The 26,289-nt window shown below is 73.5% G+C and carries 25 protein-coding genes; all 25 read right to left on the reverse strand.

What is annotated here, in order from left to right:
- Window positions 1–214 precede the first annotated feature (214 nt).
- The 25 genes from AB0I91_RS32110 to AB0I91_RS32230 all read right to left on the reverse strand — a co-directional run bounded on the left by AB0I91_RS32110 (window position 215) and on the right by AB0I91_RS32230 (window position 26,267).
- Window positions 215–1,282, reverse strand: coding sequence for a methyltransferase (locus tag AB0I91_RS32110; protein ID WP_498781855.1), 1,068 nt, complete (start codon window positions 1,280–1,282; stop codon window positions 215–217).
- Between the two features lie 55 nt (window positions 1,283–1,337).
- The gene (locus AB0I91_RS32115; protein WP_499613785.1) at window positions 1,338–2,138 is read right to left on the reverse strand and encodes an SDR family NAD(P)-dependent oxidoreductase; all 801 of its coding nucleotides are present in this window, start codon (window positions 2,136–2,138) and stop codon (window positions 1,338–1,340) included.
- A gap of 81 nt (window positions 2,139–2,219) precedes the next feature.
- A complete protein-coding gene (locus AB0I91_RS32120) occupies window positions 2,220–3,047 on the reverse strand; it encodes an SDR family NAD(P)-dependent oxidoreductase (RefSeq protein ID WP_499613782.1) in 828 nt (275 codons plus the stop codon).
- Window positions 3,048–3,095: 48 nt separating this feature from the next.
- Entirely contained in the window at window positions 3,096–3,944 is an 849-nt protein-coding gene (locus tag AB0I91_RS32125) for a TIGR03621 family F420-dependent LLM class oxidoreductase (RefSeq protein WP_498781849.1), read from the reverse strand.
- Window positions 3,945–3,955: 11 nt separating this feature from the next.
- Window positions 3,956–4,540 (reverse strand): NADPH-dependent FMN reductase, encoded by a 585-nt coding sequence (locus AB0I91_RS32130; protein ID WP_499613779.1) that lies wholly within the window; start codon window positions 4,538–4,540, stop codon window positions 3,956–3,958.
- A complete protein-coding gene (locus AB0I91_RS32135; protein WP_499613776.1) occupies window positions 4,537–5,718 on the reverse strand; it encodes an MFS transporter in 1,182 nt (393 codons plus the stop codon). Before AB0I91_RS32135 ends, AB0I91_RS32130 begins: the two co-directional genes overlap by 4 nt.
- Complete coding sequence (locus AB0I91_RS32140; RefSeq protein WP_499640306.1) at window positions 5,711–6,694, reverse strand: LLM class flavin-dependent oxidoreductase; 984 nt, start codon at window positions 6,692–6,694, stop codon at window positions 5,711–5,713. The genes AB0I91_RS32135 and AB0I91_RS32140 overlap by 8 nt, the downstream gene beginning before the upstream one ends.
- Window positions 6,695–6,710: 16 nt before the next feature.
- Window positions 6,711–7,007: an acyl-CoA carboxylase epsilon subunit gene (locus tag AB0I91_RS32145; protein WP_499640308.1), complete on the reverse strand. Its 297-nt coding sequence runs from the start codon at window positions 7,005–7,007 to the stop codon at window positions 6,711–6,713.
- The gene (locus AB0I91_RS32150; RefSeq protein WP_498781839.1) at window positions 7,004–8,575 is read right to left on the reverse strand and encodes an acyl-CoA carboxylase subunit beta; all 1,572 of its coding nucleotides are present in this window, start codon (window positions 8,573–8,575) and stop codon (window positions 7,004–7,006) included. The genes AB0I91_RS32145 and AB0I91_RS32150 overlap by 4 nt, the downstream gene beginning before the upstream one ends.
- 14 nt (window positions 8,576–8,589) lie before the next feature.
- Window positions 8,590–10,509 carry an SDR family oxidoreductase gene (locus tag AB0I91_RS32155; RefSeq protein ID WP_498781837.1) on the reverse strand — a complete coding sequence of 640 codons (1,920 nt, stop codon included), beginning with the start codon at window positions 10,507–10,509 and terminating at the stop codon, window positions 8,590–8,592.
- A gap of 4 nt (window positions 10,510–10,513) precedes the next feature.
- On the reverse strand, window positions 10,514–11,458 hold the full coding sequence (locus AB0I91_RS32160; RefSeq protein ID WP_498781835.1) for an aromatase/cyclase: 945 nt from the start codon (window positions 11,456–11,458) through the stop codon (window positions 10,514–10,516).
- 25 nt (window positions 11,459–11,483) lie between these two features.
- Entirely contained in the window at window positions 11,484–12,266 is a 783-nt protein-coding gene (gene fabG, locus AB0I91_RS32165) for a 3-oxoacyl-ACP reductase FabG (RefSeq protein WP_499613764.1), read from the reverse strand.
- Between the two features lie 16 nt (window positions 12,267–12,282).
- Window positions 12,283–12,546, reverse strand: coding sequence for an acyl carrier protein (locus tag AB0I91_RS32170; protein WP_230568304.1), 264 nt, complete (start codon window positions 12,544–12,546; stop codon window positions 12,283–12,285).
- Window positions 12,547–12,566: 20 nt separating this feature from the next.
- Window positions 12,567–13,781: a ketosynthase chain-length factor gene (locus tag AB0I91_RS32175; RefSeq protein ID WP_499613761.1), complete on the reverse strand. Its 1,215-nt coding sequence runs from the start codon at window positions 13,779–13,781 to the stop codon at window positions 12,567–12,569.
- Window positions 13,778–15,049, reverse strand: a complete 1,272-nt coding sequence (locus AB0I91_RS32180) for a beta-ketoacyl-[acyl-carrier-protein] synthase family protein (protein ID WP_499613758.1) — start codon at window positions 15,047–15,049, stop codon at window positions 13,778–13,780. Before AB0I91_RS32180 ends, AB0I91_RS32175 begins: the two co-directional genes overlap by 4 nt.
- Complete coding sequence (locus tag AB0I91_RS32185; protein ID WP_498781827.1) at window positions 15,046–15,372, reverse strand: TcmI family type II polyketide cyclase; 327 nt, start codon at window positions 15,370–15,372, stop codon at window positions 15,046–15,048. Before AB0I91_RS32185 ends, AB0I91_RS32180 begins: the two co-directional genes overlap by 4 nt.
- A 15-nt stretch (window positions 15,373–15,387) precedes the next feature.
- Entirely contained in the window at window positions 15,388–16,869 is a 1,482-nt protein-coding gene (locus AB0I91_RS32190) for an FAD-dependent monooxygenase (RefSeq protein WP_499640310.1), read from the reverse strand.
- A complete protein-coding gene (locus AB0I91_RS32195; protein WP_499640312.1) occupies window positions 16,866–18,605 on the reverse strand; it encodes an acetyl/propionyl/methylcrotonyl-CoA carboxylase subunit alpha in 1,740 nt (579 codons plus the stop codon). The genes AB0I91_RS32190 and AB0I91_RS32195 overlap by 4 nt, the downstream gene beginning before the upstream one ends.
- Before the next feature lie 93 nt (window positions 18,606–18,698).
- Window positions 18,699–19,133, reverse strand: coding sequence for a winged helix DNA-binding protein (locus tag AB0I91_RS32200; RefSeq protein WP_498781821.1), 435 nt, complete (start codon window positions 19,131–19,133; stop codon window positions 18,699–18,701).
- A 26-nt stretch (window positions 19,134–19,159) separates the two neighbouring features.
- Complete coding sequence (locus tag AB0I91_RS32205; RefSeq protein ID WP_498781819.1) at window positions 19,160–19,654, reverse strand: nuclear transport factor 2 family protein; 495 nt, start codon at window positions 19,652–19,654, stop codon at window positions 19,160–19,162.
- Window positions 19,655–19,897: 243 nt separating this feature from the next.
- Window positions 19,898–21,079, reverse strand: coding sequence for a helix-turn-helix transcriptional regulator (locus tag AB0I91_RS32210; RefSeq protein WP_498781817.1), 1,182 nt, complete (start codon window positions 21,077–21,079; stop codon window positions 19,898–19,900).
- A gap of 328 nt (window positions 21,080–21,407) precedes the next feature.
- Window positions 21,408–22,529 (reverse strand): thiopeptide maturation pyridine synthase, encoded by a 1,122-nt coding sequence (locus tag AB0I91_RS32215; protein ID WP_498781815.1) that lies wholly within the window; start codon window positions 22,527–22,529, stop codon window positions 21,408–21,410.
- On the reverse strand, window positions 22,526–23,506 hold the full coding sequence (locus AB0I91_RS32220; protein ID WP_499640315.1) for a thiopeptide-type bacteriocin biosynthesis protein: 981 nt from the start codon (window positions 23,504–23,506) through the stop codon (window positions 22,526–22,528). Before AB0I91_RS32220 ends, AB0I91_RS32215 begins: the two co-directional genes overlap by 4 nt.
- Complete coding sequence (locus AB0I91_RS32225) at window positions 23,499–25,994, reverse strand: lantibiotic dehydratase (RefSeq protein ID WP_499640317.1); 2,496 nt, start codon at window positions 25,992–25,994, stop codon at window positions 23,499–23,501. Before AB0I91_RS32225 ends, AB0I91_RS32220 begins: the two co-directional genes overlap by 8 nt.
- Window positions 25,995–26,087: 93 nt before the next feature.
- Window positions 26,088–26,267 carry a hypothetical protein gene (locus AB0I91_RS32230; RefSeq protein ID WP_499613734.1) on the reverse strand — a complete coding sequence of 60 codons (180 nt, stop codon included), beginning with the start codon at window positions 26,265–26,267 and terminating at the stop codon, window positions 26,088–26,090.
- Between the last annotated feature and the right edge of the window lie 22 nt (window positions 26,268–26,289).

The following is a 26,289-nucleotide window of genomic DNA, read 5'->3' on the forward strand; positions in this document are numbered from 1 at the left end:
CACGGCGTTGTCGTTTCGCCTCTGCGATCCCGTCGGCGTGCGGCGGCGCCACCGAGGGGAAGCGTGCACCACGAGGGGTGTGAGCGCGCCGCGGCGCCCGCCGGTCGGTGGCCTCGCCACCCGTGACCGCCGCGGTCGACAGCGCTCCCCCGCCCCAGCCGTGGGATTCGCGGTCCGCGACGCTGCGGGCCGATGCGTGCTCAGACCTGTGCGCTCAGATCGGGCGGAACGTCAACAACGTGACGCGCCCGGCGCCCGGTTCTCCGACCGGCGCGAAACCCGCTTCTGCCCCCAGTCGGGTCCAGTCCCCCCAACCCCTTTCGCGGCCACCCAGAATAGCCATCATCTCGATATCCGAAAGCTTACCGAGGTCAGGTACACCTGAACGGGTGAGAAGGTGGTTCACAATCCACAACCGAGCGTCACGATCGTCGCCGATGGCCTCCCTGACCCGGGCCAGCACGCGCACCGCGTCCAGGTCGTCCCAATTCTGCAGCGAGCGCTTGATCAGATAGGCGTCGAACCCCCGCGGCACCTTCTCGAAGAAATCGGTCGCGATCGCCTCGGCCCGGTCCGTGACGCCGCGGCGGGCGAATTCGTCGGCCGCGCCGGCGATCGCGAGCGGGTGGTCGCACACCGCGCCCGTCACGCCGGGGTGGCGGCGCAGCAACTCGGCCAGGAAGCTGCCGCGACCGCCGCCGACGTCGGCGATCCGGAGGTGCCGGCGCGAGCGCAGGTCGTCGAACAGCTCGAAGGTCTCGGGGCCGTCGTTGCGCACCATGGCCCGGTCGAACAGGTCCGAGGCCGCGGGATCGCCGCGCAGGTGCTGGTAGAACGGCTCGCCGAACAGGTGGTCGAACGCCGGTTCGCCGGTCCGCACCGCGTGCGCCACGTCCTCGTAGGGCCGCCACATCATCGGGTCGGTGAGGAACAGCAGCACGTCCCGGAAACCGCCGGGCCCGCCGGTGCGCAGGCCGTCGGAGGCGGGTGTGAGCGAGAACCGGCCCGCGCCGTCCTCGGCCAGCACGCCCGCGGTCGCGGCGGCGGCGAGCACGCGGCGCAGGCGTGACGCGTCCACGCCCGCCAACGCGGCCAGTTCCGCCGCCGTGCCGGGGCCGTCGGCCAGCAGGTCCGGTACGCCGAGCTCGACCAGGGCGCGGATCGTGCCGATCGACCACTTCACCGCCGCGAGGTGGAACACCAGTTGGCGAGCGTCGCCGCGGGCCGCGGCGGGCAGCACGGGCGCGGTGCCGTCGTCGGCCGCGAATTGTGCGCCGTCCATCACCGGACTCCTGTCATGTCGTCGATCGACCTCAACCACACCCGTCCCCGCACCGTCACGACACCGCCGCCACGAACCCGCCGTCCACCCGCAACACCGATCCGGTCACGTAGTCCGCCTGCCGGCTCGCCAGGTAGCCGACGGCCGCGGCCACCTCCTCGGGCGTGCCGTAGCGGCCGACGTCGTTGGCCACCCACTCCGCCGCCGCGCGCCGTTCGATCTCCGGCAGCTCCGTGCCCCAGCCGCGCTCCGGGCCCACGCGCGCCAGCCAGTCGCGCATGTACTCGACCATGATCGGCCCCGGTGACACGACGTTCGACGTCACGCCGGTGCCCTTCAGCTCGCGGGCCAGCGACACCGCGAGGTTGTGCCGGGCCGCGAGCGCCGCCGAGTACTGCGGCTGCATCGCGATCGGCTGGGTGGCCAGGCCGCCGCCGACCTGGATCACGCGACCCCACCCGCGTTCCCGCATGGCGGGCACGAACGCGCGGATCATCCGCACCGCGGACACCACGTTCACCTGGTAGGCGGCGGCCCACAGGTCCGGCTCCGCGTCGAACCACGGCACGAGGTCCGTGCCGCCCGCGTTGTTGACCAGGATGTCGACCGGTCCGCCCGCGCCCGCCGCGCGGACCACTCCGGCCGCGCCCTCGTCGGTCGCCAGGTCGCCCAGCGCGAGGTCCACCCGGTGGCCGTGGCCGCGCACCTTCTCCGCGACCACCTCCAGCTTGTCCCGGTCGCGGCCGTGGACCACGACGTCCGCGCCCTCGGCGGCCAGCACGTCGGCCACCGCCGCGCCGATGCCGGAACTCGACCCCGTCACCAGCGCCCGTTTGCCGGTCAGCCCCAAATCCACGAATACTCCTCGTGACCTTTATTCACCGACGACCCCTGGACGAGTGATCCTCGATTACCCGTCCAGGGGTCGTTTCCGCAGTTATCCGTCGACGCGCGCCAACAGCTCGTCGGTCAACTCGGCGAGCCGTGCCGCGTCCTTCGGCGAGAACAGCCCGGTGCGCACGCTCATCTGGCTGTAGAGGTTGAACGCGGTGAGCGGTTCGGCCGGCGGGTCGTCCAGCAGCCGCACGATCGGCGGCACGACCGCGGTGGCCGGTTTCGCCACCGCCTTCTGCTGCTCGATGTACATCGCGGTCGGCGGGTCGAACTCGCCCACGAAACCGGTCGACGTGGTGCCGGGGTGGAACAGGACGTAGCGCACCGGCCCGTCGCCGTGCCGCTCGGCGAAGGTCACGCCGAGCAGGTCGTCCAGCCGCCCGGTCATGAACATGGCGTTGACGCCGTCGTAGCGGCGGGTGCTCTGCAGGTCGTCCCACGCCACCGGGGTGTCGTGGCCGGGGCCCGCCACGTTGACGATCACCGGCCGCTCGGTCTTCTCCAGCGCGGGTCGCAGCCCGTAGCTGAACAGCAGCCTGCTCAGGTAGAACAGGGCGAAGTTGTCCTCGAAGCCCTCCGCCGTCTCCCGCCGGTACGTGCGGAAGAAGCGCGCGCACAGCACCAGGCCGTCGATGGCGGGGTTCGCGTCCAGGATCTCGTCGACGACGCGCCGGTTGGTCGACACCAGGCTCAGGTCGGCCCGGACGAACTCCAGGGAGCCGGGGGCGCGTTCCGCCTCACCGGCCAGCGCTTCGCCCTTGCGGGGGTTCGTGCCGAGCGCGACGACGTGGTCCCCCCGGGTGAACAGCGCCCGCGCCACGGCCGCGCCGATGCCGTCGGTGGCGCCCGTGATCACGAATGTCCTCTTCAAACCGTGCTCCCTGGATCTCGTTTATCGTTGAACTGGTGTGATGCGCGCTCAACGCATCGCCTCGATGACCCGGGAGAACGACATCATCTCGGGTTCGAGGACGCTGAAGTAGGAGATGCCGAATCGCTTGCGCGCCTCGTGCAGTTGCTCCACGCATTCTTCGGGTGTGCCGACCAGGATTGACGGCAACTCGACGAGCTGGTCGGCCGTGAGGTCCAGATCATTCTGCCACACATCGGCGATCACGCGTTCGGAGCCGGGCAGCAATACGCGGTGAACGGGAATGTTGAGTTCGACGTCGTGCACGCGGTCGCCGAGGTGCGCGTGCACGAATTCCACGCGATCGGCCAACTCGCCGACGGAGCCCAGCTTGAGGCCCTCGCCGTCGCGGACGCGGGTGGTCCCGGTGAACGCGATGACGTCGGCGCGTTCGGCGGCCAGCCGCAGCACCCGGTCGCCGCGACCGGCGACCATGACGGGCGCCGAGGCCGACTCCTTGAGCCGGTCGACCGTGCGCTCCAGGTGCGCGACCCGTTCGGCGGCGGGCGTCCAGGGCAACCCCGCCGCGTCGAACTGGCCGCGCTCGTAGCCCGCGCCGAGGCCGACCTCGACCCGGCCACCCGAGTAGCGGTCGATCGTCTCGACGTCGCGGGCGAGCACGGCCGGTTCGTAGAACGTCGTGTTCAGCACGAGCGTCCCGACGCGGACGCGTTCGGTGGCCTCGGCGACGAGCAGCAGGGTCGGCAGCGGCGCGGGCATCCCGAGGTGGTCGGACACCTGCACCACGTCGTAGCCCAACTGCTCGGCGAGCCTGGCCCTGGCGACCCACTCGGACCGCTCGACGGGCGTGAAGAGGCCGACGCCGAAGCGGAACGGCCGGTCGTGCACGGTGGTCACGCGCTCCCCCTTCAGTACGGGCGCGCGGCCCGCGCCGCGCGCAGTGCCGAGCCCCACCAGGCGAGCCGGTCGAGCATCACCTTCGCCGCCGCCTCGCTGCCCGCCGCGTCGCGCGGCGCGCCGTCGACGAAGAGGTCCCACACGTTGGTGAAGCTGACGGACTCGCGGACGGTCGTGGCGTGCAGCTCGGCGAACACGTGCCGCAGGTGCTCGACCGCGCGCAGGCCCGCGCCCGCGCCGCCGTAGGACACGAACCCGACCGGCTTCGCGTTCCACTCGGCGTTGAACCAGTCGATCGCGTTCTTCAGCGCGGCGGGCGGCGCGTGGTTGTACTCGGGCGTGACGACGACGAACGCGTCGGCGGCGGCGAGCTTGGCCGACAGCGCGTCGCGCACCCTCGCGGTGCCCGCGTCCGGTTGCCTGCCCGGTTCGGGCAGGACGAGCGGCAGCGGGTAGTCGAGCAGGTCGAGCAGCTCGACCCGGAAGTCCGGGTGGGTGCGGGCGACGCCCTCGAACCACCGCGCGGCGGTCGGCGCGAACCGGCCGTCGCGGACGCTGCCCACGACGACGAGGAGGGTGAGCGGTTCTGCGGTCATGACGGGACCTTTCCTGTCGTGGTCGTGCGGAGGCCGGTGAGGGCGACGGCGGCGCCGACCACCGCCGCCGCGGTGACCAGCGCCATCGCCGCACGGGGTCCGCCGGTGGCGAGCAGCAGCGCGACCAGCGGCAGCGACACGACCGAGCCGAGCTGCACGAACGTCTGGTAGACCGGCACGGCGGCGGCACGTCGGTCGGCCGGCACGGTCGCGGTGGCCTGGAGGTTCAGCGCGACGAACGACAGCACGAACCCGGCTTCGACCAGCAGCAGCACCGGCAGCACGGCGGTCGCGTACGGCTCCGGGTCCGGCCGCGCGAGGTAGAGGGCGTTGCCCGCGGCCGAGCACAGCGCGCCCGCCGCGATCAGCCTGGCCGTGCCGAACCGGCGCACGAGCCGCGCTCCGTGCGGCGCGGCGAGGACCAGCGGCAGGCTGGCGGGCAGCAGGGCGAGCGCGAGCCGCCACGGCGGGAGGTGCGCGAGCTGCGTGGTGACCAGCAGCAACAGCCCGATGTACGTGCCGTTCAGGACGGCCGCGCCGAACCCGGCGCGCAGCAGCGAGCCGTCACGCAGGACCGTTCTGTCGAGTGGCGGCGGCGGCGCGGCGGGCGCGCGGGGAATCACCCCGAGCCCGGCGGCGAACAGCACCAGCGCGACCGGCGCGGGGAACAGGAACGTCCAGTGCCAGTCGTTCGCGCTGAGCACGCCGGACAGCAGCAGGCCCGAGGTGAACCCCGCCGCGCCGAAGAGCGAGTAGACCGAGACGGCGCGCCGCCGTGCCGGGCCGTCGAACACCGAGACGATGATCGCCAGCCCGGCGGGCGCGGTGAGCGCGGCGCAGAAGCCCTTGACCACGCGGGTCGCGACGAGCACGCCCAGCGAGTCGGTGAGGCCCGCGACCACGGACGCCACCGCGAACAGCAGCATCGCGCCCAGGTAGAGCTCCTTGCGCCCGAGGCGGGCGGCCAGGTGGGGACCGGGCACGAGCAGCAGCGCGAACCCGAGCGCGAAGCCGCTCATCACCCACTGCGCGTCCGGGGTCGTGATGGCGAACCCGGCGCTGAGGGGAGTCAGCGCCGGGAGCACCACGGCGACCTCAAGGGCGTCGAGCAGCATGTTGCCCGAGAGGACGAACAGCAGCGCCCACGCCTTGCGGTCCCACTCGCCGCCCTCACGCACGGGCGGGCGCCTTGTCCAGCAGCGGCGCCAGCTCGCGACTGGCCAGCTCCAGGTGCCGGACCACCAGGTCGTCGGGCATCGCGCCGACGCTGGCCCAGAAGATCAGGTGCTCGACCGGCAGCCCTTCGGCGCGTCGGAGGATGCGTGCGGCGGCCTCGTCGGGGGTCATGATCTCCAGCGCGCCCCACGGGCCGTCCTCGCGGCGGTCGCGGAAGTCGCTCGGCTCGATCAGCGGCGGTGGCGGCGCGTCCGTGCCCTCGACCGAGAGCTGCCGGTAGCTGTTCATCTGGTGCGCGAGGTGCGGCGCGACCCTGGCCCAGGCCGCGTCCGGGTCGTCGGCGAGCAGCACGGGCAGCAGGTCGGACATCCGGGCCGACGCCGGGTCGTGGCCGCCTTCGACCAGCCCGTCGCGGTAGTGCGGGAGGATGTCGCGCGAGATGTGCAGCAGCCCGAGGCCGAGCCGGCCCGCGATGCGCGCGCCGCGCGGGCCGTAGAAGCCGCCCCACATGGGCACGGGGTCCTGGATCGGCAGCGGCGTGACGCCGCCTTCGCGCCACAGCCGCTGGACTTCGCGGATGACGCGTTCGGTCTCGGTGAACCGGCGGCCGTGGTCGGCGCCGACCAGCTCGAACTCGGGCACGCGGTAGCCGGCGCCCATGCCGAGCTCCAGCCGCCCGCCGCTGATGAGGTCCACGACGGCCGCTTCCTCGGCCAGGTGCGCGGGTTGGCGCAGTGCGGGCAGGGTGACGGCGGTGCCGATGCGGACGTCGCGGGTGCGCGCCGCCGCGGCGGCGGCGAACGTCAGCGGCTGGGGCAGGTAGCCGTCGGGGAACAGGTGGTGCTCGGTGAACCACACGCCGTTCGCGCCGAGCCGGTCGGCCTCCTCGCACAGCTCCAGGCTGCGCGCGTAGTGGTCCGCCCAGGGCCGTTGCCACTGCGCGGGGTTGCGCAGGTCGAAGAGAAAGCCGACGTCCATACCGGTCTCCTTGAAGTCAGTTCCGCCAGGTGCGCGCGCCCGCGAAGCCCGCGACGCGCTCAGGCCTGCGCCACCGGGCCGCCCGCCGTGGCACCTCTTCCTCCACGACCGCCACCGCTGCCGCCCGCAGCCGCAGGACCGCCGCCAACGCCGCCAACTCCACCGGGTCGGGATCGCCCTTCTCCACGCGCAGCAGAAGTTCGGGCCGCAGGTCTTGGCCACCCACCACCGGATGCGGGTCGCGGTCGCTTGCCACCGCCGACCGCGGGTCCCGGTCGCCCACCGCCGCCAACCGCCGGTCCCGGGCCGTCATTGCGGTGGGTTGCCGTGCTTGCGGCGCGGCAGGTCGGCGTCTTTGGTCTCCAGCATCGCGAACGTGCGGATCAGCACCTCGCGCGTCCGGCGCGGGTCGATCACGTCGTCCACCAGGCCGCGCTCGGCCGCGTAGAACGGGTGCACCAGTTCGCCGCGGTACTGGTCGATCTTCTCCTGCCTGGTGCGCGCGGGATCCGCGGAGGCGGCTATCTCGCGCCGGAACACGACGTCCGCCGCCGCCTCCGCCCCCATCACCGCGATCTCGTTGGTGGGCCAGGCGTACGAGACGTCCGCGCCGATCGACCGCGAGTCCATCACGATGTACGCGCCGCCATACGCCTTGCGCAGCACCACGGACACCCGGGGCACGGTCGCGTTGCAGTACGCGTACAGCAGCTTCGCGCCACGCCGGATGATGCCGTCGTGCTCCTGGTCGACCCCCGGCAGGAAGCCGGGCACGTCCACCAGCGTGAGCAGCGGGATGTTGAACGAGTCGCAGAACTGGACGAACCGCGCGCCCTTCTCGCTCGCGCGGATGTCCAGCACCCCGGCGAGCGCGGCCGGCTGGCTGGCCACGATCCCGACCAGCTGCCCGTCCAACCGGGCGAACGTGCACACCAGGTTCGGCGCCCACAGCGCGTGCACCTCGAAGTGGTGCCCGTCGTCGACGACCTCCTCGATCACGTCGCGCACGTCGTAGGACCGCGCGCCGTCCACGGGCACCAGGTCGAGCAGCGCGTCGCCGCGCCGGTCCACCGGGTCGTCACCGCGCACCACGGGCGGCAGCTCGCGGTTGTTGGCGGGCAGCATGGACAGCAGCAGCCGGACGTCGGCCAGGCAGCTCTCCTCGTCGTCGTAGACGAAGTGCGCCACCCCGGACGTCCCGCCGTGCACCTCCGCGCCGCCCAACCCCTCCATCGTGATCTCTTCGCCGGTCACGGTGCGGACCACGTCCGGCCCGGTGATGAACATCTGCGAGACACCGCGCACCATGAAGGCGAAGTCGGTCAACGCGGGCGAGTACGCGGCGCCTCCGGCGCACGGCCCGAGCATCACGCTGATCTGCGGGATCACGCCGGACGCGCGCACGTTGCGCTGGAAGATCCCGCCGTAGCCGGCGAGCGCGGACACGCCCTCCTGGATGCGCGCCCCCGCGCCGTCGTTCAACGACACCAGCGGCGCACCGGCCGCGATGGCCAGGTCCATCACCTTGTGGATCTTCTGCGCGTGCGCCTCGCCCAGCGCGCCGCCGAACGCGCGGAAGTCGTGCGCGTACACGAACACCCGCCGGCCGTCGACGCTCCCCCAGCCGGCCACCACGCCGTCTCCGTGCGGGCGCTTGGCCTCCAGGCCGAACCCGGTGGCGCGGTGCCTGCGCAGCGGCTCCACCTCGGTGAAGCTGCCCTTGTCCAGCAACAGCTCGATGCGCTCGTGCGCGGTCAGCTTGCCCTTGGCGTGCTGCCGCTCGGTGGCACGCGGGTCCTCGCCGGCCCTGGTCAGCTCCTTCAACGCGGCCAACTCGTCGATCCGGGCGACGTGGGTCTCCGGTTCGCGGACTGTCGTCATGCTTCCCCCCGATCTCAACCCAGCAGGGTGCCGCCGCTGGTGTCGATGAACGCGCCGGTGATCCAGCGCGCGTCCTCGGTCGCCAGGAACGCCACCACGTTCGCGACGTCGTCGGCCTTCGCGACCTGCTTGAACGCCGACAGCTGCGACATCGCCTCGACGGCCTCCGGGATGTCGAACACGGGGCTGCCGTTGTCGGTGATGCCCGGCGCGACGGAGTTCACCGTGATGCCGCGCGGCGCGAGGTGGCGCGCCATGTGCAGCGACAGCTGCTCGATCGCGCCCTTGCTCATCGAGTACGCCACCTGCTCGGGGTTGGCGACCCTGGTGACGCCGGACGAGATGTTGATGATCCGCCCGCCGTCGGCCAGCGACTCCGACGCGCGCTGCACGATGAAGAACGGCGCCTTGGCGTTGACCGCCATCAGCCGGTCGAAGTCCTCCGGCGTCACGTCCTCGGGCGCGAGGCCCGCCGCGGTCTGCGCCGCCGCGTTGTTCACCACGATGTCCAACGTGGTGGCGCCGGTGCGCTCGCGCAGCCCCCGCTCCAGGCCGAGGAACAGCTCGTGCACGTCGCCGGGCACGCCCAGCTCCGCCCGCACGGCGAACGCCCGGCCGCCGTCCTTCTCGATGAGCGCCACGGTCTCGGCCGCGGCCTCGTCGTTGCTCGCGTAGTGGACGGCGACCAGCGCGCCCTCCTCGGCCAGCCGCCGCGCGGTGGCCCGGCCGATGCCCCGGCTGGCGCCCGTGACCAGCGCGGTCTTGCCTTCGAGCTTGCCCATGGTGGTCCTCTCCTGAGGTGTGTGCTGTGGTGCGGGCGCCGTGCCGAGGCCGCTGACCATCCCGGCGAGGTGCGCCTGCACGGCGTCGAAGCGCATGAGCTCGCCGAAGACCTCGCGCAGCGGCTCCACCTCCGGCCCGCCGAGCAGCAGCAGCGCCTGCGCCTGGATGTTGGTCAGCGTCCGGGCGCCCGCGGCGTGCCGGACGGCGTCGTAGTGCTCCAGCTGGCCGTCGTCGTCGCCCGCGAGCCGCGCCGACAGCCGTTGCCCGAGCTCGGCGGCGTCCTGGAGGCCGAGGTTGAGCGCCTGGCCACCCACCGGCATCTGCCGGTGGGCCGCGTCGCCCGCGAGCAGCACCCGGCCCCGGCGGTAGGTCGCGGCCTGCCGGCTGGTGTTGCCGAACGCGTTGAGCCACGTGGGCCGCCCGCCGCCGATGTCCTCGCCGGTGACCTCCGCCCACGCCCGGACGACCTCGGCGAACGCGGGCGGACCCGACCGCGCCGCGGGCGTGGAGCCGAACACGTGCACCATGACGCGGGTGCTGCCGTCGGGCCAGCGGTGGGCGGTGGCCAGGCCGTTCGGGTGCCGCTCGAACCGCCGGTCCGGGAGGTCGACGCCCTCGACGTCGGCCCGCAGCATCTCCAGCGTGGCGTCCCGGCCGGGGAAGTCGAACCCGGCGAGGACGCGCACGGTGCTCTCCTCGCCGTCGCAGCCGACCAGGTACGCGGCGGTGATCCGGTCGGCACCGGCCACCGCGACGACGTGGTCCTCCCGCTCGACGAGGTCGGTCAGCTCCCGGCCGCGCAGCACCCGCGCGCCCAGTCGGACCGCCCGCTCACCCAGCACCCGCTCCAGCCCGGCCTGCGGGCACTTCCACTGCCCGGCGAAGCGGTGACCCGGGTCGGCCGCCGTGAGGTCGAGCCGGAGTCCGCCGAAGTGGCCGGGTCCGCCCGGCGGCAGCCCGCCGAGCGCCTCCAGCACGCCCCGCTCGGCCAGCACGTCCACGGTGCGGGCGTGCAGGGTCGAGGCTCGGGACTCGGTGGTGGGCTCGGTCAGCCGCTCCAGCACGGTGACCCGCGCGCCGCTCGCGCACAGGTCGCCCGCGAGCAGCAGGCCGACCGGGCCCGCCCCGACCACGACGACGTCGGTGTCCATCGCCTCAGCGCCGCTGTTCCGCGTAGGCCTTGGCGTGGCCGAGCGTCGCCCGGCTGTTGTTGCCCAGCGCGTCGCGGAGGAACGTCCTCGCCTCGGCCACGCCCGCGTCCGGTCCGAGGACCTTGGCGATGGTGTCCGGGTTGATGATCACGGTGTGCTGGGACGACGCGGTGGTGACGCCGTGCTCGTCCTCCTCGAACGTCCAGTAGCCGGTGTGCAGGGTCATCAGCGCGGGCAGGGTGGTCTGCTTGTAGGCGATCTTGTGGTGCGGGAAGCAGACCCGGACCGACTCGGTGGTGTGCGCGGAGCCGTCCTTGGTGAGCGTCTCCATCCGCAGCACCTGCAAGCCGGGCGTGTCCTCGGTCAACGTCACCGACGCCACGTGCGGCAGGCGCTCGGTCCACCGGCCCGCGTCGTTGACGAAGTCGTACACGTCCTTGGCCGCGCCGTCGATCGTGACCGAGTCCACGAAGGACATCGTCAGCTCCGCGGTCCTGGTGGCCAGCTCGACGTTCGCCTTCAACGACGGCAGCTCGGCCTTGCTGTTGCGGTCGACCGCCTGGTCGATCCACTCCAGCCCTTCCGGGTCGTCGTCGATCGCGCGGTAGGTGTGCAGCAGCCGCAGCCGCGTCTGCTCGCCCTGCGGCTCGATGACCCAGGTGCCGCTCATCTCCGCGACCGGCGGCGACGACACCTCCTGGGCGAAGGTGATGCGCAGGTTGTCCGGGTCGAGCTCGCGGCGCGAGGTCCAGTTCTTCGGCTCGCCGTTGGCCGTGGCCCAGATCCGGATGCGCTCGCGGTTGCCCTCGCGCTCCACGCAGTCCACGTACACCGACGGCGGGAACAGCCGCGGCCAGTTCTCCACCTCGGCGAGCATGCGGTAGACGTCCGCGGGCGGCGCCTGCACGGTGATCTCGTGCTCGACCTCGCGGACCGGGAAGCCGGTCATGGGTGTCCTCCTCGGTCGGTGCTGCTCAGAAGTTGCCCAGGCCGCCGCAGACGTTGAGCGCCTGCGCGGTGATCGAGGCGGCCGTGTCGGAGGCCAGGTAGCCGACGAGGCCCGCCACCTCCTCGGGCGTGGAGTACCGGCCGAGCGGGATCTTGGCGGTGAACTTCTCCATGATCGCCTCTTCGGTGGTGCTGTACGCCGCCGCGTAGCCTTGCCGGACCCGTTGCGCCATCGGGGTTTCCACGTACCCGGGGCACACCGCGTTGACCGTGATGCCGGTCGGCGCGAGCTCGTTGCCCAGGGCCTTGGTGAAGCCGACGACGCCGTGCTTGGACGCCGAGTACGGCGCGCCGAGCACCACGCCCTGCTTGCCCGCGGTGGAGGCGATGTTGATGATCCGGCCGCGGTCCTTGCCGCGCATGCCACCGGTGTTGAGCACCTCGCGGGTGACCAGGAAGACGCTGGTGAGGTTGGTGGCGATGACGTCGAGCCACAGGTCGTCCTCGATGTCGGCGGTCACGCCGCCGCCGCTGCGGCCCGCGTTGTTCACCAGCACGTCGATCGGGCCGTAGCGGTCGACGGCGGCCCGCACGACGTGGCGGATGTCGTCCTTCTCGCGCACGTCGCCGGTCGTGCCGTCCACGTCGAGGCCCTCGTCCTGGAGGTCCTTGACGGTGCGCAGCAGCGCTTCCTCGCCGCGGGCGCACAGGAAGACCCGGTGGCCCTGCTCGGCGAGCAGCCGCGCGGTCGCCAGGCCGATGCCGCTCGTCGCGCCGGTGACCAGCGCGACCTTTCCGTTGTCCGTCATGGGTTTTCCTTCGTGCTCAGACCGCTTGGGCGGCGAGGTGGGAGTTGACGAGGTCGACCAGGGCGGCGGGCGTGCGCGCGTCGGCCAGGGCGTCCTCGTCGAGGGAGATGCCGTACTCGCGCTCGATGCGACCGCCGGTCTCCAGCAGCGCCAGCGACTCGTAGCCCAGCTCCTCGAAGTCGCTCTCGGCGATGTCGCCGTCGAGGTCGACGGCCTCGTCCGTGCCGGCGCCTTCGCGGAGGATGCGCTTGAGGTCGTCGATGGTGAACTTCACGGACATGGTGGTTCCTCTCGGCAGTCTCAGGTCGGTTCGGGCGCGCGGACGACGACCGCGGAGTTGAACCCGCCGTGCCCGCGCGCGATCACCAGCGCGGCCTTCAGGTCCGCGCGGCGCGGCGCGCCGGTCACCAGGTCCAGCTCGTAGCGCTCGGACGGGCGGGTGTTGACCGTCGGCGGGATCACGCCGTCGCGCAGGGAGAGCAGCGCGGCGGCCAGGTCCAGCGGCGCGGCGCCGGAGTACAGCCGACCCGTCCCGGTCTTCGGCGCGGTCACGGGCACGCCGCGCGGGCCGAAGACCTTCGTGACGGCCTCCGCCTCGGCCCGGTCCAGCTCGGGCACGGCCGCGGCGTCGGCGAACACCACGCCGATCTCGTCGGCCACGGCGCCCGCGTCGGCCAGCGCGCGTTGGATCGCCTTCTGCAACGTCGGCGCACGGTCGCTGCCCGGCGGCGGGTCCATGGTGGACGCGTGGCCGGCGATCTCGCCGTAGACGTGCGCGCCGCGGGCGGTGGCGTGCTGCTGGTCCTCCAGCACCAGCAGCGCGCCGCCCTCGCCCGGCACGTGCCCGGCGGCGTCCTCGTCGAACGGCAGGTAGGCGCGCCGCGGGTCGTCGTGCTCGCTGAGCCGGCCGCTGGTGAGCTGCGCGACCCAGCCCCACGGGCAGATCGACGCGTCGACCGCGCCCGCCAGCACCACCGACGTGCCGTTGCGGATCTGGCGGCGGGCCTGCGCGACCGCGTCCAGGCCGCCCGCCTGGTCGCTCACCACCACGCTGCTCGGGCCGCGCAGCCCGTTGCGGATGGAGATCTGGCCGCTGTTCACCGCGTAGAACCAGGCGAACGACTGGTAGGCGCTGACGTACTGGCCGCCCTTGCTCCACAGCGCCCGCAGCTCGTTCTGGCCGAACTCGAAGCCGCCGGAGTGGCTGGCGGTGATCACGCCGATGTCGTAGTCGGCCAGTTCGGACGGCACGAGCCGCGCGTCGGCGAACGCCCAGTCGGCCGCCACCAGCGCGAGCCTGGTCATCCGGTCGGTCTGCGGCAGCAGCCTGCCCGGCAGGTGCTCCTCGGCGACGAAGTCGCGGATCTCGCCCGCGAGCCGGGCGGGGTAGCTCGACGGGTCGAACCGGGAGATCCGGTCCAGCGCGCCGGCGCCGGCCAGGGTGTTGGCCCAGTAGGCGTCCACCCCGAGCCCGGTCGGCGCGGCCACGCCGAGGCCCGTGACGACGACGCTCACGACCGCACCCGCCCCGGGTCGGTGAGCACCACGGCGCTCTGGAAGCCGCCGAAGCCGCTGCCCACGGACAGCACCGCGTCGGTCCTCCAGTCCCGGGCCACCAGCGGCACGTAGTCCAGGTCGCACTCCGGGTCCGGGTCGTGCAGGTTCGCCGTCGGCGGCACCACGTCGTGCTGCATGGCCAGCACCGAGGCGGCGACCTCGATCGAGCCGATCGCGCCCAGCGAGTGGCCGACCATGGACTTGATCGAGCTGACCGGCACCCGGTAGGCGTGCTCGCCCAGGCTCCGCTTGAACGCCGCCGTCTCGTGCCGGTCGTTCTGCCTGGTGCCCGAACCGTGGGCGTTGACGTAGTCGATGTCCTCCGGGTTGAGCCGCGCCTGCGCCAGCGCGACCCGGATCGCCTCGGCCATCTCCCGGCCGTCCGGCTTCAGGCCCGTCATGTGGAAGGCGTTGGACCGGGTCGCGTACCCGGCGACCTCGGCGTACACCTTCGCCCCGCGGGCGAGGGCGCTCTCCAGCTCCTCCAGCACGAACACCGCCGCGCCCTCGCCGAGCACGAACCCGTTGCGGCTCGCGTCGAACGGCCGCGAGGCGTGCTCGGGGTCGTCGTTGCGCGGCGTGGTGGCCTTGATGGCGTCGAAGCAGGCCACGGTGATCGGCGAGATCGGCGCGTCGGTGGCGCCCGCGACCATCACGTCCGCCGAACCCTCGCGGATCACGTCGGTGGCGTAGCCGATCGCGTCCAGGCCCGACGTGCAGCCGGTCGAGACGACCGTGCTCGGACCCTCCGCGCCGACCGCCCAGGCGACCTCCGTCGCGAACGAGCTGGGCGCGAGGTAGTTGTACAGGTGCGGCACGGCGTAGCGGTGGTCGACCAGCTCCAGCCGACCGCCGTCGCTGACCGTCCGGTACTCCTGGTCCAGCCCCATCGTCGCGCCGACCGCGCTGCCGATGGTCACGCCGACCCGGCCGGGGTCGACCGAGGAGAACTCCAGCCCGCTGTCCTCCACGGCCTGGCGGGCGGTGACGACGGCGAACTGCGCGGCCCGGTCCATGCGCCGGACCTCCTGCGGCCCGAGGCCGTGCAGCTCGGCGTCGAAGTCGACCTCGGCCGCCACCTGGGAGCGGAACGGCGACGGGTCGAAGAACGAGATGCGGCGGGTGGCGGTGCGGCCCGCGGTGAGCAGGTCCCAGAAGTTCTTCACGCCCGGTGTGCCGGGGGCGGTGACGCCGACCCCGGTGATCACCACTCGACGGTTGGTCACGGTGTGCTCCAGTGGTAGAACCGGCTCGCCATCGCGTCCGCGGGCGAGCGCCACGTCTTCGGGTCGTAGGCCTCGATGAACGGCTTCAGGTCGTCGCTGATCCGGACGAAGCGCGGGTCGCCCTTGGCTTCCTCGATGCGCTCGCCGCCGTGGTCGTCGTCGAAGTCCTGGAGGTGGAAGTACAGGCCGCGGTAGTGGAAGAGCTGGCGCCGGCGGGTGCCCATGCGGCCCGGCATGTCGCTCTCGTCGAACTCCCGGAACAGCGCGGCGACGTCGCCCGCGGATCCCGGGTCCATCCGGGCCACGATCAAGGTGCTGTGCATCGGTCCTCCTCCTGGTCAGCCGGCCGGTCCGAACCAGCGGTCCAAGGCCGTCGGCAGGTCGTGGTGACTGCCCGGCGCGGCCCAGGCCACGTGGCCGTCGGGCCGGACGAGGACCGCCGTGGTCCCGCCGGGGAGGTCGTCGGCCGCGGTCGCGGTGACGACGTCGATCCGGTCGGCCCAGGGAGCCGCCCGTCGGCGCAGGACGGCGTTGTCCGCGAGGTCGAGCAGGACGCCCCGGCCCCGGCGCAGCAGCTCCGCGCCGCTCGTCCGGTGGTGGCCGCGGGCCAGGTCGAGGTGGGGCAACCGCAGGCCCAGCAACGGGTTCTCGCCGCCGCCGACGTCGTAGCGGATGTCCAGGCCGCTCACCCGGGCCGCGAGGTGGCGTTGCACCTCCGGGTAGCGCAGCAGCTCGGCGAACACCTCCCGCAGCGGCGCGACCTCCGCGCCGCCGAGGATGAACGTGCTCTGCGCACGGGTGTTCACCAGCAGTTGGCGGCCGACCTCGTGCCGCTCGGCGTGGTAGGTGTCCAGCAGGGACGGCGGCGCCGTGCCGTTGACGACGGCGGCCAGCTTCCAGCCCAGGTTCACCGCGTCCTGGACGCCGGTGTTCATGCCCTGGCCGCCGGCCGGCAGGTGCACGTGGGCGGCGTCGCCCGCGAGCAGCACGCGGCCGCGGCGGTACTCGGTGACCTGGCGGGCCGCGTCGCCGAACGCGCTCACCCAGACCGGCTCGGCCTGCGATATGTCGGTGTCGGTGAGCCGCTTCCAGACCTCCGCGACCTCGGCGAACGCCGGCGGTCCGGTGCGGCGGCGCGGCGGGGTGCCGCGCTCGCCCACGATGACCCTCGTGGTCCCGTCGGGCAGGCGCGCGGTCATCACCATGCCGCCGGGCACCTGCTCGCCGATCATCCGCGGCTCGATGTCGATGCCGCGCAGGTCGGCCATCAGCAGCTCGGTGGTGGCGTCCGTGCCGGGGAAGTCGAACCCGGCCAGCTTGCGCACCGTGCTGCGACCGCCGTCGCACCCGACGAGGTAGCGGGCGCGCACCGTCTCCGAGGTGCCGCGGACGTGCGCGGTGACGCCGTCGGCGTCCTCCTCGAACCCGACGAACTCCGTGCCGCGCCGGACGTCCGCGCCCAGTTGGCGCACCCAGCCCTCCAGCACGGCCTCGGTGCGGTGCTGCGGCACGGTCTTCGCCGACTCGCGCGCCGCGCCGAGCACGCCGAGGTCCAGCGGTATGCCGCCGAAGTGCCCGAACGTGCCCGTCTCGATCCCGCCGAACCGCGGCAGCAGGCCGCGCTGGTCGAACACCTCCATCGTGCGGATGGTGAACCCGATGCCCCGCGACTCGCCGGTGCGCTCGGGCAGCCGTTCGAGCACGACCACGTCGACGCCCGCCAACCGCAGCTCGCCAGCCAGCATGAGACCCGCGGGTCCCGCGCCCACGACAACGACCGATGGGTACACAGTCCCCTCCTCGGGGGTGGAAGGCTTCATTCGGAGAGCCGGCAGACGACCGCGCCGGCGGCGATCGCGTCGCCCGGCTTCGCGGTGAGGCCGCGCACGACGCCCGCCCGGTGGGCGAGCAGCGGTTGCTCCATCTTCATCGCCTCGACGACCAGGACCAGGTCGCCCGCGGCGACCCACCCGCCCTCCTCGACGGCGACCTTCACGGCGGTGCCCTGCATGGGCGACACCAGTTCGTCGCCCGTCGCGGCGGCCTTGCGCGCCGCCGCCCGCGGTTTGCGCACCGCCGTGGCGACGGGTCCGCGCGCGGCGGGCGCCGGCGACGGCAACGACACCTCCAGCCGACGGCCGCCCACCTCGACCACCACCGTCTCGCGCGGTGCGGCGGCCGGTTCCTCGTGCGGCTCGCCGTCGTAGGGCGGCACGCGGTTGTCGAACTCGGTCTCGATCCACCGGGTGTGCACCGCGAACGGCTCGCCCGCGAACGCCGGGTCGTCCACCACCGCGCGGTGGAACGGCAGCGTGGTCGGCACGCCGTCGACCTGGAACTCGGCCAGCGCGCGGGCCGCCCGGCGCAGCGCCTGCCCGCGCGTCGCGCCGGTGACGACCAGCTTGGCCAGCAGCGAGTCCCACGCGGGCCGCACGACCGTGCCGCTCTCCACGCCGGAGTCCAGCCGCACGCCCGGCCCCGAGGGCGGCGCGAACCGCGTCACCGTGCCCGGCGCGGGCAGGAAGCCCCGACCGGGGTCCTCGCTGTTGAGCCGGAACTCCAGCGAGTGCCCGCGCGGCACGGGGTCCACGTCGTCCAGCCGCTCGCCGCGGGCGACCCGGAACATCTCCCGCACCAGGTCGACGCCCGTGACCTCCTCCGTCACCGGGTGCTCGACCTGGAGCCTCGTGTTGACCTCCAGGAACGAGATCGTCCCGTCGCGGGCGACCAGGAACTCGCACGTGCCCGCGCCGACGTACCCGACGTGCGCCAGGATCGCCTTGGACGCCCGGTACAGCTCGGCGTTCTGCTCCGGGGTGAGGAACGGCGCGGGCGCTTCCTCGACCAGCTTCTGGTGGCGGCGCTGCAACGAGCAGTCCCGGGTGGAGACGACCACGACGGTGCCGTGCCGGTCGGCCAGGCACTGCGTCTCCACGTGCCGCGGCCGGTCCAGGTAGCGCTCCACGAAGCACTCACCGCGCCCGAACGCGGTGGTGGCCTCGCGCACCGCCGACTCGAACAGCTCGGGGATCTCCTCCCTGGTCCGGGCCACCTTCAGGCCGCGGCCGCCACCGCCGAACGCCGCCTTGATCGCGATCGGCAGCCCGTGCTCGTCGGCGAACGCGACCGCCTCCCCGGGCCCGTCGACCGGCGCGGGCGTGCCCGCCACCAGCGGCGCGCCCACCTCGCGGGCGATGCGCCGGGCCTGGACCTTGTCGCCGAGCGCGCGGATCGCGTCGGGCGAGGGCCCGATCCAGGTCAACCCGGCGTCCAGGACGGCCTGCGCGAACCCGGCGTTCTCGGACAGGAAGCCGTAGCCGGGGTGCACGGCGTCCGCGCCGGACTCCCGTGCGGCGGCGAGCACCTTGTCGATGTCGAGGTAGCTCGTCGCCGGGGTGTCGCCGCCCAGCGCGAACGCCTCGTCGGCCAGGCGCACGTGCGGCGCGTCCCGGTCGGGCTCGGCGTACACCGCCACGCATTCCAGTCCTTCGTCGCGGCACGCGCGGGCGACGCGCACCGCGATCTCGCCGCGATTGGCGATCAGCACTTTTCGCACGGTAGGACCCCCATCCCCGTTTTCCCACACGACCGTGCTCCGGGCAGGTTCGACCGCCCCGGAAACAATTCCGGGGAAAATCGACCTGAACGGTCAGAGCGAGCCGTTGTCCCGCATGTTCTCGGCGATCCGCCGCAGCACGTCGTTGGCCGCGAGGAACTCCTCCTGCGTGATGCCGCGCAACTGCTCGTCGGCGTGCGCGTTGACCAGCACCTCGGCCCTCGCGTGCGCCGCGGCGCCCGCCTCGGTCAGGGTGATCGCGTCGCCGTCCAACTCGGCCCAGCCGCGCGCGACGAAATCCTCGACGACCGGCCGGTAGGACTGTTCGCGGTCCGCCACGAGGAACGGCGCGAACGCCTCGTCGATCGCCGGCACGGTGCCGACCCCGATGGTGATGGCGTGCAGCACCTGCCACTGCCGCCGGTCGATCCCCACGTCCCGCAACGCGGTCGTGGTCGCGGCGTCGAACGCCTGGTGCAGCAGGAGCAGCCAGTAGCCGATGCGCTTGGTGGTGTTCTGCTGGAGCATGGACCCTCCCCCTCGGGCGACTGCGGTCAGCGGCCGTGGCCGCGGTCGTGCGGGATCACCCAGTACGGCGTGAGGGTGATCCGGTCGAACAGCCAGCGGCCGTCCACCAGGGCGTACGAGTCGGTGAACTTGCCCGCTACCAGGTACGCCTCGCGGTCGAAGACGACCTTCTCCTCGAAGAAGCACACGCCGCTCGCCCGGTCGCCCCGGACCTCCACGTCGTGCCCGTGCACGAACTGCTTGACCAGCACCCCGGACGCGACCGGGTTGTCCGCGTCGATCCGGGCGGGCAGTCCCGCGAAGTACTCCGCGATGGCGGCGCGGCCGTCGGCCCGACCGACCTCGCCGTAGTCGAGGTGCGCGTCCTCGGTGAACAGCTCGCCGACGCTCCCCCACGCGCCGTCGTTGATCAACCGGGGCAGGCGGTTGCGCAGCTCGTGCAGCGCCCGCGCCTGCTCCAACTCGTCGACGCGCGCGGCGAGCGCTTTCACCTGCGCCGCCAGATCGGCTTCTTCGGCCATGGCTCGCGTTAACCCTTCGTCACATTCGCGATGAGTTGCGCCGGTCCCGATCCACGACTTATCGGAATTGTCGGTGTGGGACACGCTCATTCACACGGGATCGATGCTGGCACGGCCGCTTCGACGCCGACAAGGGTTGCGACCGGATACTACGGTCGACCCGCAAACTCGCGACCGACAATTTGTGACCCACGTCACCGCCCCGCGTCGCCTAATGGGACGCGGGGCGGACGGGGTAGTGCCTCAGGCGTAGTGCTCCAGTGCCGCGCGCAGCTCGTCGCGGCCGGTCACGCCGAGTTTTTCGTAGGTGTTGGAAAGGTGGAACTCGACCGTGCGCAGCGCCAGGAACAGTTTCGTCGCGATCTCTTTGTTCGAGTATCCTGCGACCACCAGTTCGGCGATGCGCGCCTGCTGCCGGGTCAACGCCGGCCTGCGCGGCGGCGCGGCGACGGCGGCCAGCGCGCGCTCGGCCAGCTGCGCCCGCTGCGGGTTGCCGGTCTGCCGGGCCAGCCGGTACGCGCACTGCAACCGCTGCCGGGCGCCCACCACGTCGCCGCGCGCGGCCAGCCGGATGCCGAGCTCGTAGTGCGACCGCGCCAGCTCCGGCCACGCCTGCGCCAGCTCCAGCAGCTGCCCGGCCTCGCTGAGGCGCTCGACCTCCTGGCCGTCGGCGTCCACGACGGCCAGGGCGCACAACGCGCGCCCGACCGTGCGGGACTCGCCCCACAGCACGGCGGCCTCGTACTCCTGCCGCGCCAGGGCGACGGCGAGCTGGTCCCGCCCGGCCGAGAACGCCGCCAGCGCCGCCTCGCTGCGCCACGGCGTCACCGCCGGGTTGGCCACGCCGCGCGCGATCAGCTCCCGCCCGCAGCCCAGGTACTGGGCCACCGCCAGACCGGGCCGCCCGTCCGCCATCGCCATCGCGCCGCGTGCGGCGAGCAGCACCGGGCGGCACGCGACGCCGGCGTCCAGCGCCTCGTCCAGCCGGTGCTCCCGGGCCAGCGCGCGGGCGCCTGCCGCGTCGCCGCACTCGGCCAGCAGCTCCACCGCCCAGCCGGCGGCGACCAGTCGGGTCTCGAGCTGCGTGTCGGCCGACATCAGCCGGCCGAGCAGCGCGTGCGCGCGCTCCACGTCGCCGAACAGCCGGGCGATGCGCGCCTGGAGCAGCGCCACCACGCCGGAGACCTCCGGCCGGTCGGCGTTGAGCAGGCTGTGCGCGTCGGCGGTGACCAGTTCACCGCCGTAGATCAACGTCGACAGCGCCCGTGCGACGCAGACCTCGCGGCTGCGACAGGCCTCGTCCTCCAACGCCTCTTCGGCGCACCGGATCGCGCCGACCCAGTCGCGCCCGACCACCAGCAGGCGCAGCGCGCGGTCGGCCGCGCACGGCGACCCCGTGGCCGCGTCGACGTGCTCGACGGGCACGACCTCTCCTCGCCCCAACGGCAGGAACGCCTCGAACAGCGGAGCGTCCCTGCTCTGCCGAGACCACGACCGATCTGCCGAATGCCCCATCCCGGCCCCCTCGTGAACGTCCCCACAGCGCCGCCCTCACCCTGACGGCCCACCCACCGAAACCGGTCACGCTCGGTCAGAACACCTGTAACCCACGGTAGAACCATCCGATTCCAATATCCAGCGGGACAGGCCCCGGGGCACGCCCGTGATCACACCGGTCCTGTGAACACGAGCACCCTTCGCCTGCCGAACGGAGGCACGCGGCGCGGCGGCCGGAGGACGGCGGCGGGCTCCGTCAGGCGGTCGGGTTCGGGTGGAACTCCACGTAGGTCCGGATGGTGTCCACGGCGGAGATGCCGTAGATCTCCTCCACCGCGTTCGCCGCCGCGTGGCAGGTGCGGAAGCGCTGGAACGGGGTCAGGCCGAGCCGGTTGATCTGGAGGTACGTGCAGTTGAGCAGGAACCGGTAGCGGAGGAAGTCCGGGTTGCGGAACACGGCCTCGCGGTAGGCCCGGTTGCCGAACATCAGCGCGTGCATCGGGGCCCGCGGCCGGGCGGCGGGCGGTTCGGCCGGTATCGGCGGGAAGACCAGGTCCTGCGCGATCAGCGGCTCGACGCGCCGGCCGTAGTCGTGGCACCGGGCGGCCCACCGGCGGGCGTACGGGGTGCGGTTCGCACCGCCCTCCAGGGTGGCGAGCACGGCCCGCGTGCGGGCGACCAGGGTCTCGCGGTGCGCCTCGTAGTGCGCGTCGAACGCCGCGCGGACGGCGTCCGGGTCGGCGCACGAGTGCAGGAACCCCTCGGCGTGGGAGCGGTAGGACGCGAAGCCCGCCGTGACGGGCGGGCACGCGGTCACCGTGGTGGCCAGCATCAGCTCCAGCGCGATCAGCTCCTTGGCGTCGGCGCCGGCGCGGACCTGGTCGAGCATCCGGAACAGCAGGTTCGTGTTCTCGGAGGCGAAGGAGGCCATCAGCTCGCCGGTCTCCGCGCTGCGGATCACGTGCGGCCTGGTGTCGTAGGGCTGCTCGTGGATGGAGTTGTCGGGGAACCACGGCACCAGCGGCCCGTGCTCCTTCTCGCGCCGGGCCAGGAGCCGGTGCTGGGCCAGGTCGTGCGCCAGGTCGGGCTCGGTCGTGGACGGGTGCGCGGCCAGGTACTCGCCGACCACGGCCTCGATGCGCGGCCGGACCACGCGCGCCCACGTGTCCGGGTCGGTCTTGGCGAACAGGCGCAGGTGCGGGCCCTGGCGCCAGTGCCGGGCGAGGTAGAGGCCGGCCACGCGGGAGCGCAGGTGCTGGAAGACGGGGCGGACCGCGTCGAGGATGAGCCGGTCCTTGTCCGGGTCGTAGTAGTAGACGTGCAGGCTGTGCCACGTGGTGCGGGTGTCCGGGCGGGAGGGTTCGGCGTCGACGGTCACAGCGGTGCCACCTCGTCGTGGTGATCGGGGAGTTCGGACAGCGTTCGGGCGGTGAGGGAGGCCAGTCGCGCCTCCGTGGCCGCCGAGAGGCCGAGGCGGTTGCACAGCAGGTGCGCGCAGCGCAGGACCACGTACGGGACCACCGCGTCGTCGGGTCGCAGCGCCCGCGCCAGGCCGGCGAACGGCGACAGCGCGTCCACTGGCGCGAAGTCGCCCCGCGCCCGCAGCCCGGTCAGGGTCGCGTGCAGGACCCGGATCGACCGCCACCACGCCCCGAGGACGTCGGCGCGCGCGAGGTCGGCGGGGTCGGAGGACGCGTGCTCCCACAGCCGCCGGGTCTGCTCGCGCAGGTCGTCACGGCGGTCCGCGTGGTGGCGCGGTGACGGCAGCCGGGTCCGCACCGCGGCGAAGCGGGAGGCGGCCCTTTCCAGGTCGGGTTCGCACACCGCGAGGGCGAGCGTGAGCATGGCCAGCGCCGCGCCCGCCCGCCGCTCGGGAGGTGCGGCCAGGAGGTGGACGGCGATGCGGCTGGAGTCGGCGAAGTGCCGTTCGACGGCGCGCAACGCCCGGCCCTCGCCGTACGCGTGGTGCTCGGGCTCGTAGGCGATGAACTCCACGGTGTCGACCGCCCGCAGCCGCCGGTCCCACTTGGCCAGGCGCTCGCCCTCGGCGCGGCGGCGGGCGACGGCCTCGTAGTCGCCCTGGGACCAGGCGTCCGGGGGCGACGGGTGGTCGGCCAGGTGCCGTGCGCACGACCGCACCACCGCCGACCGGATGCCGGCCGCCGGGGCCCTGGCGAGCAGGCGCAGGCGCACGTGCGGTCCGCCCTCCCAGTAGCGGAGGAAGAACCAGCCGGCGACCTGACCGGCCCGGGTCAGCTCCTCGCACACCGGGGCCATCGCCCCGGTGACGAGGAGGTCCTGGTCGCCGCGGTGGAAGACGTGCGCGGCGACCCAGTGGCGAACCGGTTCAGCCATGCCGGTCCGTCGTGGAGAGCTCGAAGACGTACTCGGTGACGCGGCGCCCGTGCCCGCCGTGCCGCGGTGCGTCCGCCGGGTCGGGCAGCGCTTCCTCGAAGATCACGTCGGTGTCGGCGCCGCGCGGCAGGGAGGGCAGCAGGAACCAGCTCGCGAAGTCGACGTAGACCGGTTTGCGCGACGCGTCGCGACGGCCGGTCGTGCGGACGAAGCACCGGCGCGGCAGGCCGTGCGCGCCGCGCCAGCGGGCCAGCTCCAGCAGGAAGTCCGCGTCCGACCGGCCCTTCGCCCGGACGGGCACGTGCGCGGCGGGCACCCGCCACCCGGCGCGGACCGCCACGACCCGCCCGACCGCCAGCCGCGGCCTGCGCCGGACGCCGTCGACCGGGGCGCGCCAGCCGACGTCGTCCCAGGCCGGGTTGGGCGCGAACGCCGTCTGCGGCTCGCCGAACACCGCCACCAGGAACCGCAACGCCGGCGGCAGCGCGCGTTCCACGAGCATGCCCAGGGCGAGCGGGCGCACCTCGCGGCCACCGTCGTCGCACAGCAGCAGCCGGCCGCTCGTCGGGTCCTGCCGGACCCACAGGTCGGTCAGCGGACGTCCGCCCGGCTCGCCGCCGGGGTAGTCGATGACGTGCGGCACCGCCGCCGCGCGTTGGTTGAGCTGCGAGCCGAAGGCGGCCCGGCACTCGGCCAGGGCCACGTCCGGGCCGGGCACGGGCGCGCGGGCGGGCGTGACGACGCCGGCGGCGGTGAGCAGGTGCTCGACCCGGGTGATGCCCCAGCCGTAGCCGGTGCGCACGGTGTTGAGCACGAACCCCGGTCCGTCCGGGCCCGGCAGCTCCTGGCCGTAGCAGCACACCGAGCGCGGCGCGCGGACGTGCGCGGGCCAGGACGCGGCGAGCTTCGCGAGCACCTGCGGGTCGACCGACACGGTCTCCCGGACGCCGTCGTCGTCGCCGTACAGGCCCGCGGCGACGGCCCGCCACGACACGGGGGTGGTCCGCGGGCCGGGATCGGCTCGGTACGCCCGGTACAGCCGCAGGAACGGCACCCTGGCCCGCGCGCCGAACGTGGCGCGGAAGAACTCGGCGAGCGCGAGCTTGACGGGCAGCGAGCGGTCCATCACGCCGAGGAAGCCGCGGATGGCCTCCAGGTCCTCGAGCACCGGCCGCCACCGCTCGCGCGAGCAGACGACCACCGGTCGGGGCAGCACCGCGTTCTCCAGCAGCACGGGCCGGTCCGGCGACCACGGCGGCCGGCCGAGGGCGGTCAGCAGCGCGTCGAGCAGGTCGCGGACGAGGCGCGAGCGCTCGACGCGGCGCGCCGCCGCGGTCGACGTGCCGTAGCCGGCCACCGCCGCGCGCAGGTCCCGCAGTCGCCCCGGCCACGGTGATCCGGCGGCGTGGGCCTCGACCCAGCGCGCGAGGTGGTCCAACGGGTCGGCGGACTGGTCCGGGAACGGCCGCCGCGCCTCCAGCAGGCCCAAGGACACCAGTCGGTCCACGTAGTCGCGCACCCGGTCGTCGGGCACCCGGTCGTCGGGCGCCGGGGCCAGGTGGCGGCCGAGCGACCCGATGGTGGGTGCCGGTGTGGTGCGGACGAAGTCGAGGACGTCGCGCACGGCGTCCGCCACGGAGACGACCGGCTCGTCGGGGCCGGCGCCGAGGAACCACCACCGGTCGCCTTCCCGTTCGACCGAGGGGTTGACCCGCAGGCCCACGTGGTCGCGCAGCTCCGGGCGCCCGGCCAGGGCGGACCACAGCGCCAGCACCGCCGCCCGGTCCAGCTCCACGACGCCGCGCCACCCGAGGTCGCCCGAGGTCGCCACCGCCGGGCCGGCACTCCCCCACCCGCCCAGCCCGCTCACCGTGAACGACGCGTACGGGCTCGGCTTGGCCGCCGCGCGGGCCAGGTACTTCGCCAGGCTCGCCACCGCGCGGGGACGCGGCCCCACCCCGTCGTCGAGCCACCGGGACGCCTCCCGCGTGAGGTCCGGGCTGCCCAGCACGAGGGCGAACCGGAACGCGTCCCGCCCGGCCGCCACCCGCACCGCCTCCCGTGCCGCGGCCTGGTCGGCGGCGAGCGCCGCCGGCACCCCCGCGGTCAGGTCACCGGCCCGCACCAGCGCGTCGGCCCAGTGCTCCACCCGTGCCCGGATGCCCTCGGGCAACGACCGCCGCACCGACCACACCCGTCCGGCCGGCCGCTTGCCCTGGAACACCGCCCGCCGCAACGCGACCAGGAGCGGCCGGTCCTCGTCCGCGCAACGCCCGATCACCGGGTGCAGCAGGTCGGACAACGCCGCGCCCTCGTCCCTCAGCCACCGTTGGAGCGCAACGACTTCCTCCGCCGCCGCCCACGCCCGCCCGCACCGCAGCGCTTCGAGGTCGGCCACGGGCGCGCCACCGACCCGCACGCCGAACACACCGCCCACCTCGAACCCGGCCGGGCCCGGCCCGGGATCGGTGACTGCTTCGTGCGGCAAGGGTTCCTCCAGACCTCGCACCGACGGGGGATGCGGCAACCTCAGGGCTCCCGCACCCCCGCGCCGATCAGCTCACCCGGATCCGCTGTCCGGTCAGGCGACGACCCCACAGCTGCCGCCGCGGTCGCAGTCGTCGTCGCACTCCTCGCTGGACGCGCCGAGCTCGGTCAGCCCGTGCCCCTGCACCAGCTCTTCCGGACCCGCCGCGGGCACCACACCGATCGTCTCGACCAGCAGGTCGTCGAAGTTCAGCACAGGCTTGGAGACAGTCATGAGATCACTTCCAGAATAGGGA

Origin of the sequence: Actinosynnema sp. NPDC049800 (genome assembly GCF_040656635.1) — a bacterium.
Taxonomy (GTDB): Bacteria; Actinomycetota; Actinomycetes; order Mycobacteriales; family Pseudonocardiaceae; genus Actinosynnema.

What these genes read in the sequence shown, in the direction of transcription:
- AB0I91_RS32205 (WP_498781819.1), bottom strand. Translation starts at nt 19,654, where the DNA reads ATGGCCGAAGAAGCCGATCTGGCGGCGCAGGTGAAAGCGCTCGCCGCG.
- AB0I91_RS32230 (WP_499613734.1), bottom strand. Translation starts at nt 26,267, where the DNA reads ATGACTGTCTCCAAGCCTGTGCTGAACTTCGACGACCTGCTGGTCGAG.
- AB0I91_RS32190 (WP_499640310.1), bottom strand. Translation starts at nt 16,869, where the DNA reads ATGAAGCCTTCCACCCCCGAGGAGGGGACTGTGTACCCATCGGTCGTT.
- AB0I91_RS32140 (WP_499640306.1), bottom strand. Translation starts at nt 6,694, where the DNA reads ATGGACGTCGGCTTTCTCTTCGACCTGCGCAACCCCGCGCAGTGGCAA.
- AB0I91_RS32160 (WP_498781835.1), bottom strand. Translation starts at nt 11,458, where the DNA reads ATGACCGGCTTCCCGGTCCGCGAGGTCGAGCACGAGATCACCGTGCAG.
- AB0I91_RS32220 (WP_499640315.1), bottom strand. Translation starts at nt 23,506, where the DNA reads ATGGCTGAACCGGTTCGCCACTGGGTCGCCGCGCACGTCTTCCACCGC.
- AB0I91_RS32110 (WP_498781855.1), bottom strand. Translation starts at nt 1,282, where the DNA reads ATGGACGGCGCACAATTCGCGGCCGACGACGGCACCGCGCCCGTGCTG.
- AB0I91_RS32170 (WP_230568304.1), bottom strand. Translation starts at nt 12,546, where the DNA reads ATGTCCGTGAAGTTCACCATCGACGACCTCAAGCGCATCCTCCGCGAA.
- AB0I91_RS32150 (WP_498781839.1), bottom strand. Translation starts at nt 8,575, where the DNA reads ATGACGACAGTCCGCGAACCGGAGACCCACGTCGCCCGGATCGACGAG.
- AB0I91_RS32155 (WP_498781837.1), bottom strand. Translation starts at nt 10,509, where the DNA reads ATGGACACCGACGTCGTCGTGGTCGGGGCGGGCCCGGTCGGCCTGCTG.
- AB0I91_RS32145 (WP_499640308.1), bottom strand. Translation starts at nt 7,007, where the DNA reads ATGACGGCCCGGGACCGGCGGTTGGCGGCGGTGGGCGACCGGGACCCG.
- AB0I91_RS32200 (WP_498781821.1), bottom strand. Translation starts at nt 19,133, where the DNA reads ATGCTCCAGCAGAACACCACCAAGCGCATCGGCTACTGGCTGCTCCTG.
- AB0I91_RS32185 (WP_498781827.1), bottom strand. Translation starts at nt 15,372, where the DNA reads ATGCACAGCACCTTGATCGTGGCCCGGATGGACCCGGGATCCGCGGGC.
- fabG (WP_499613764.1), bottom strand. Translation starts at nt 12,266, where the DNA reads ATGACGGACAACGGAAAGGTCGCGCTGGTCACCGGCGCGACGAGCGGC.
- AB0I91_RS32130 (WP_499613779.1), bottom strand. Translation starts at nt 4,540, where the DNA reads ATGACCGCAGAACCGCTCACCCTCCTCGTCGTCGTGGGCAGCGTCCGC.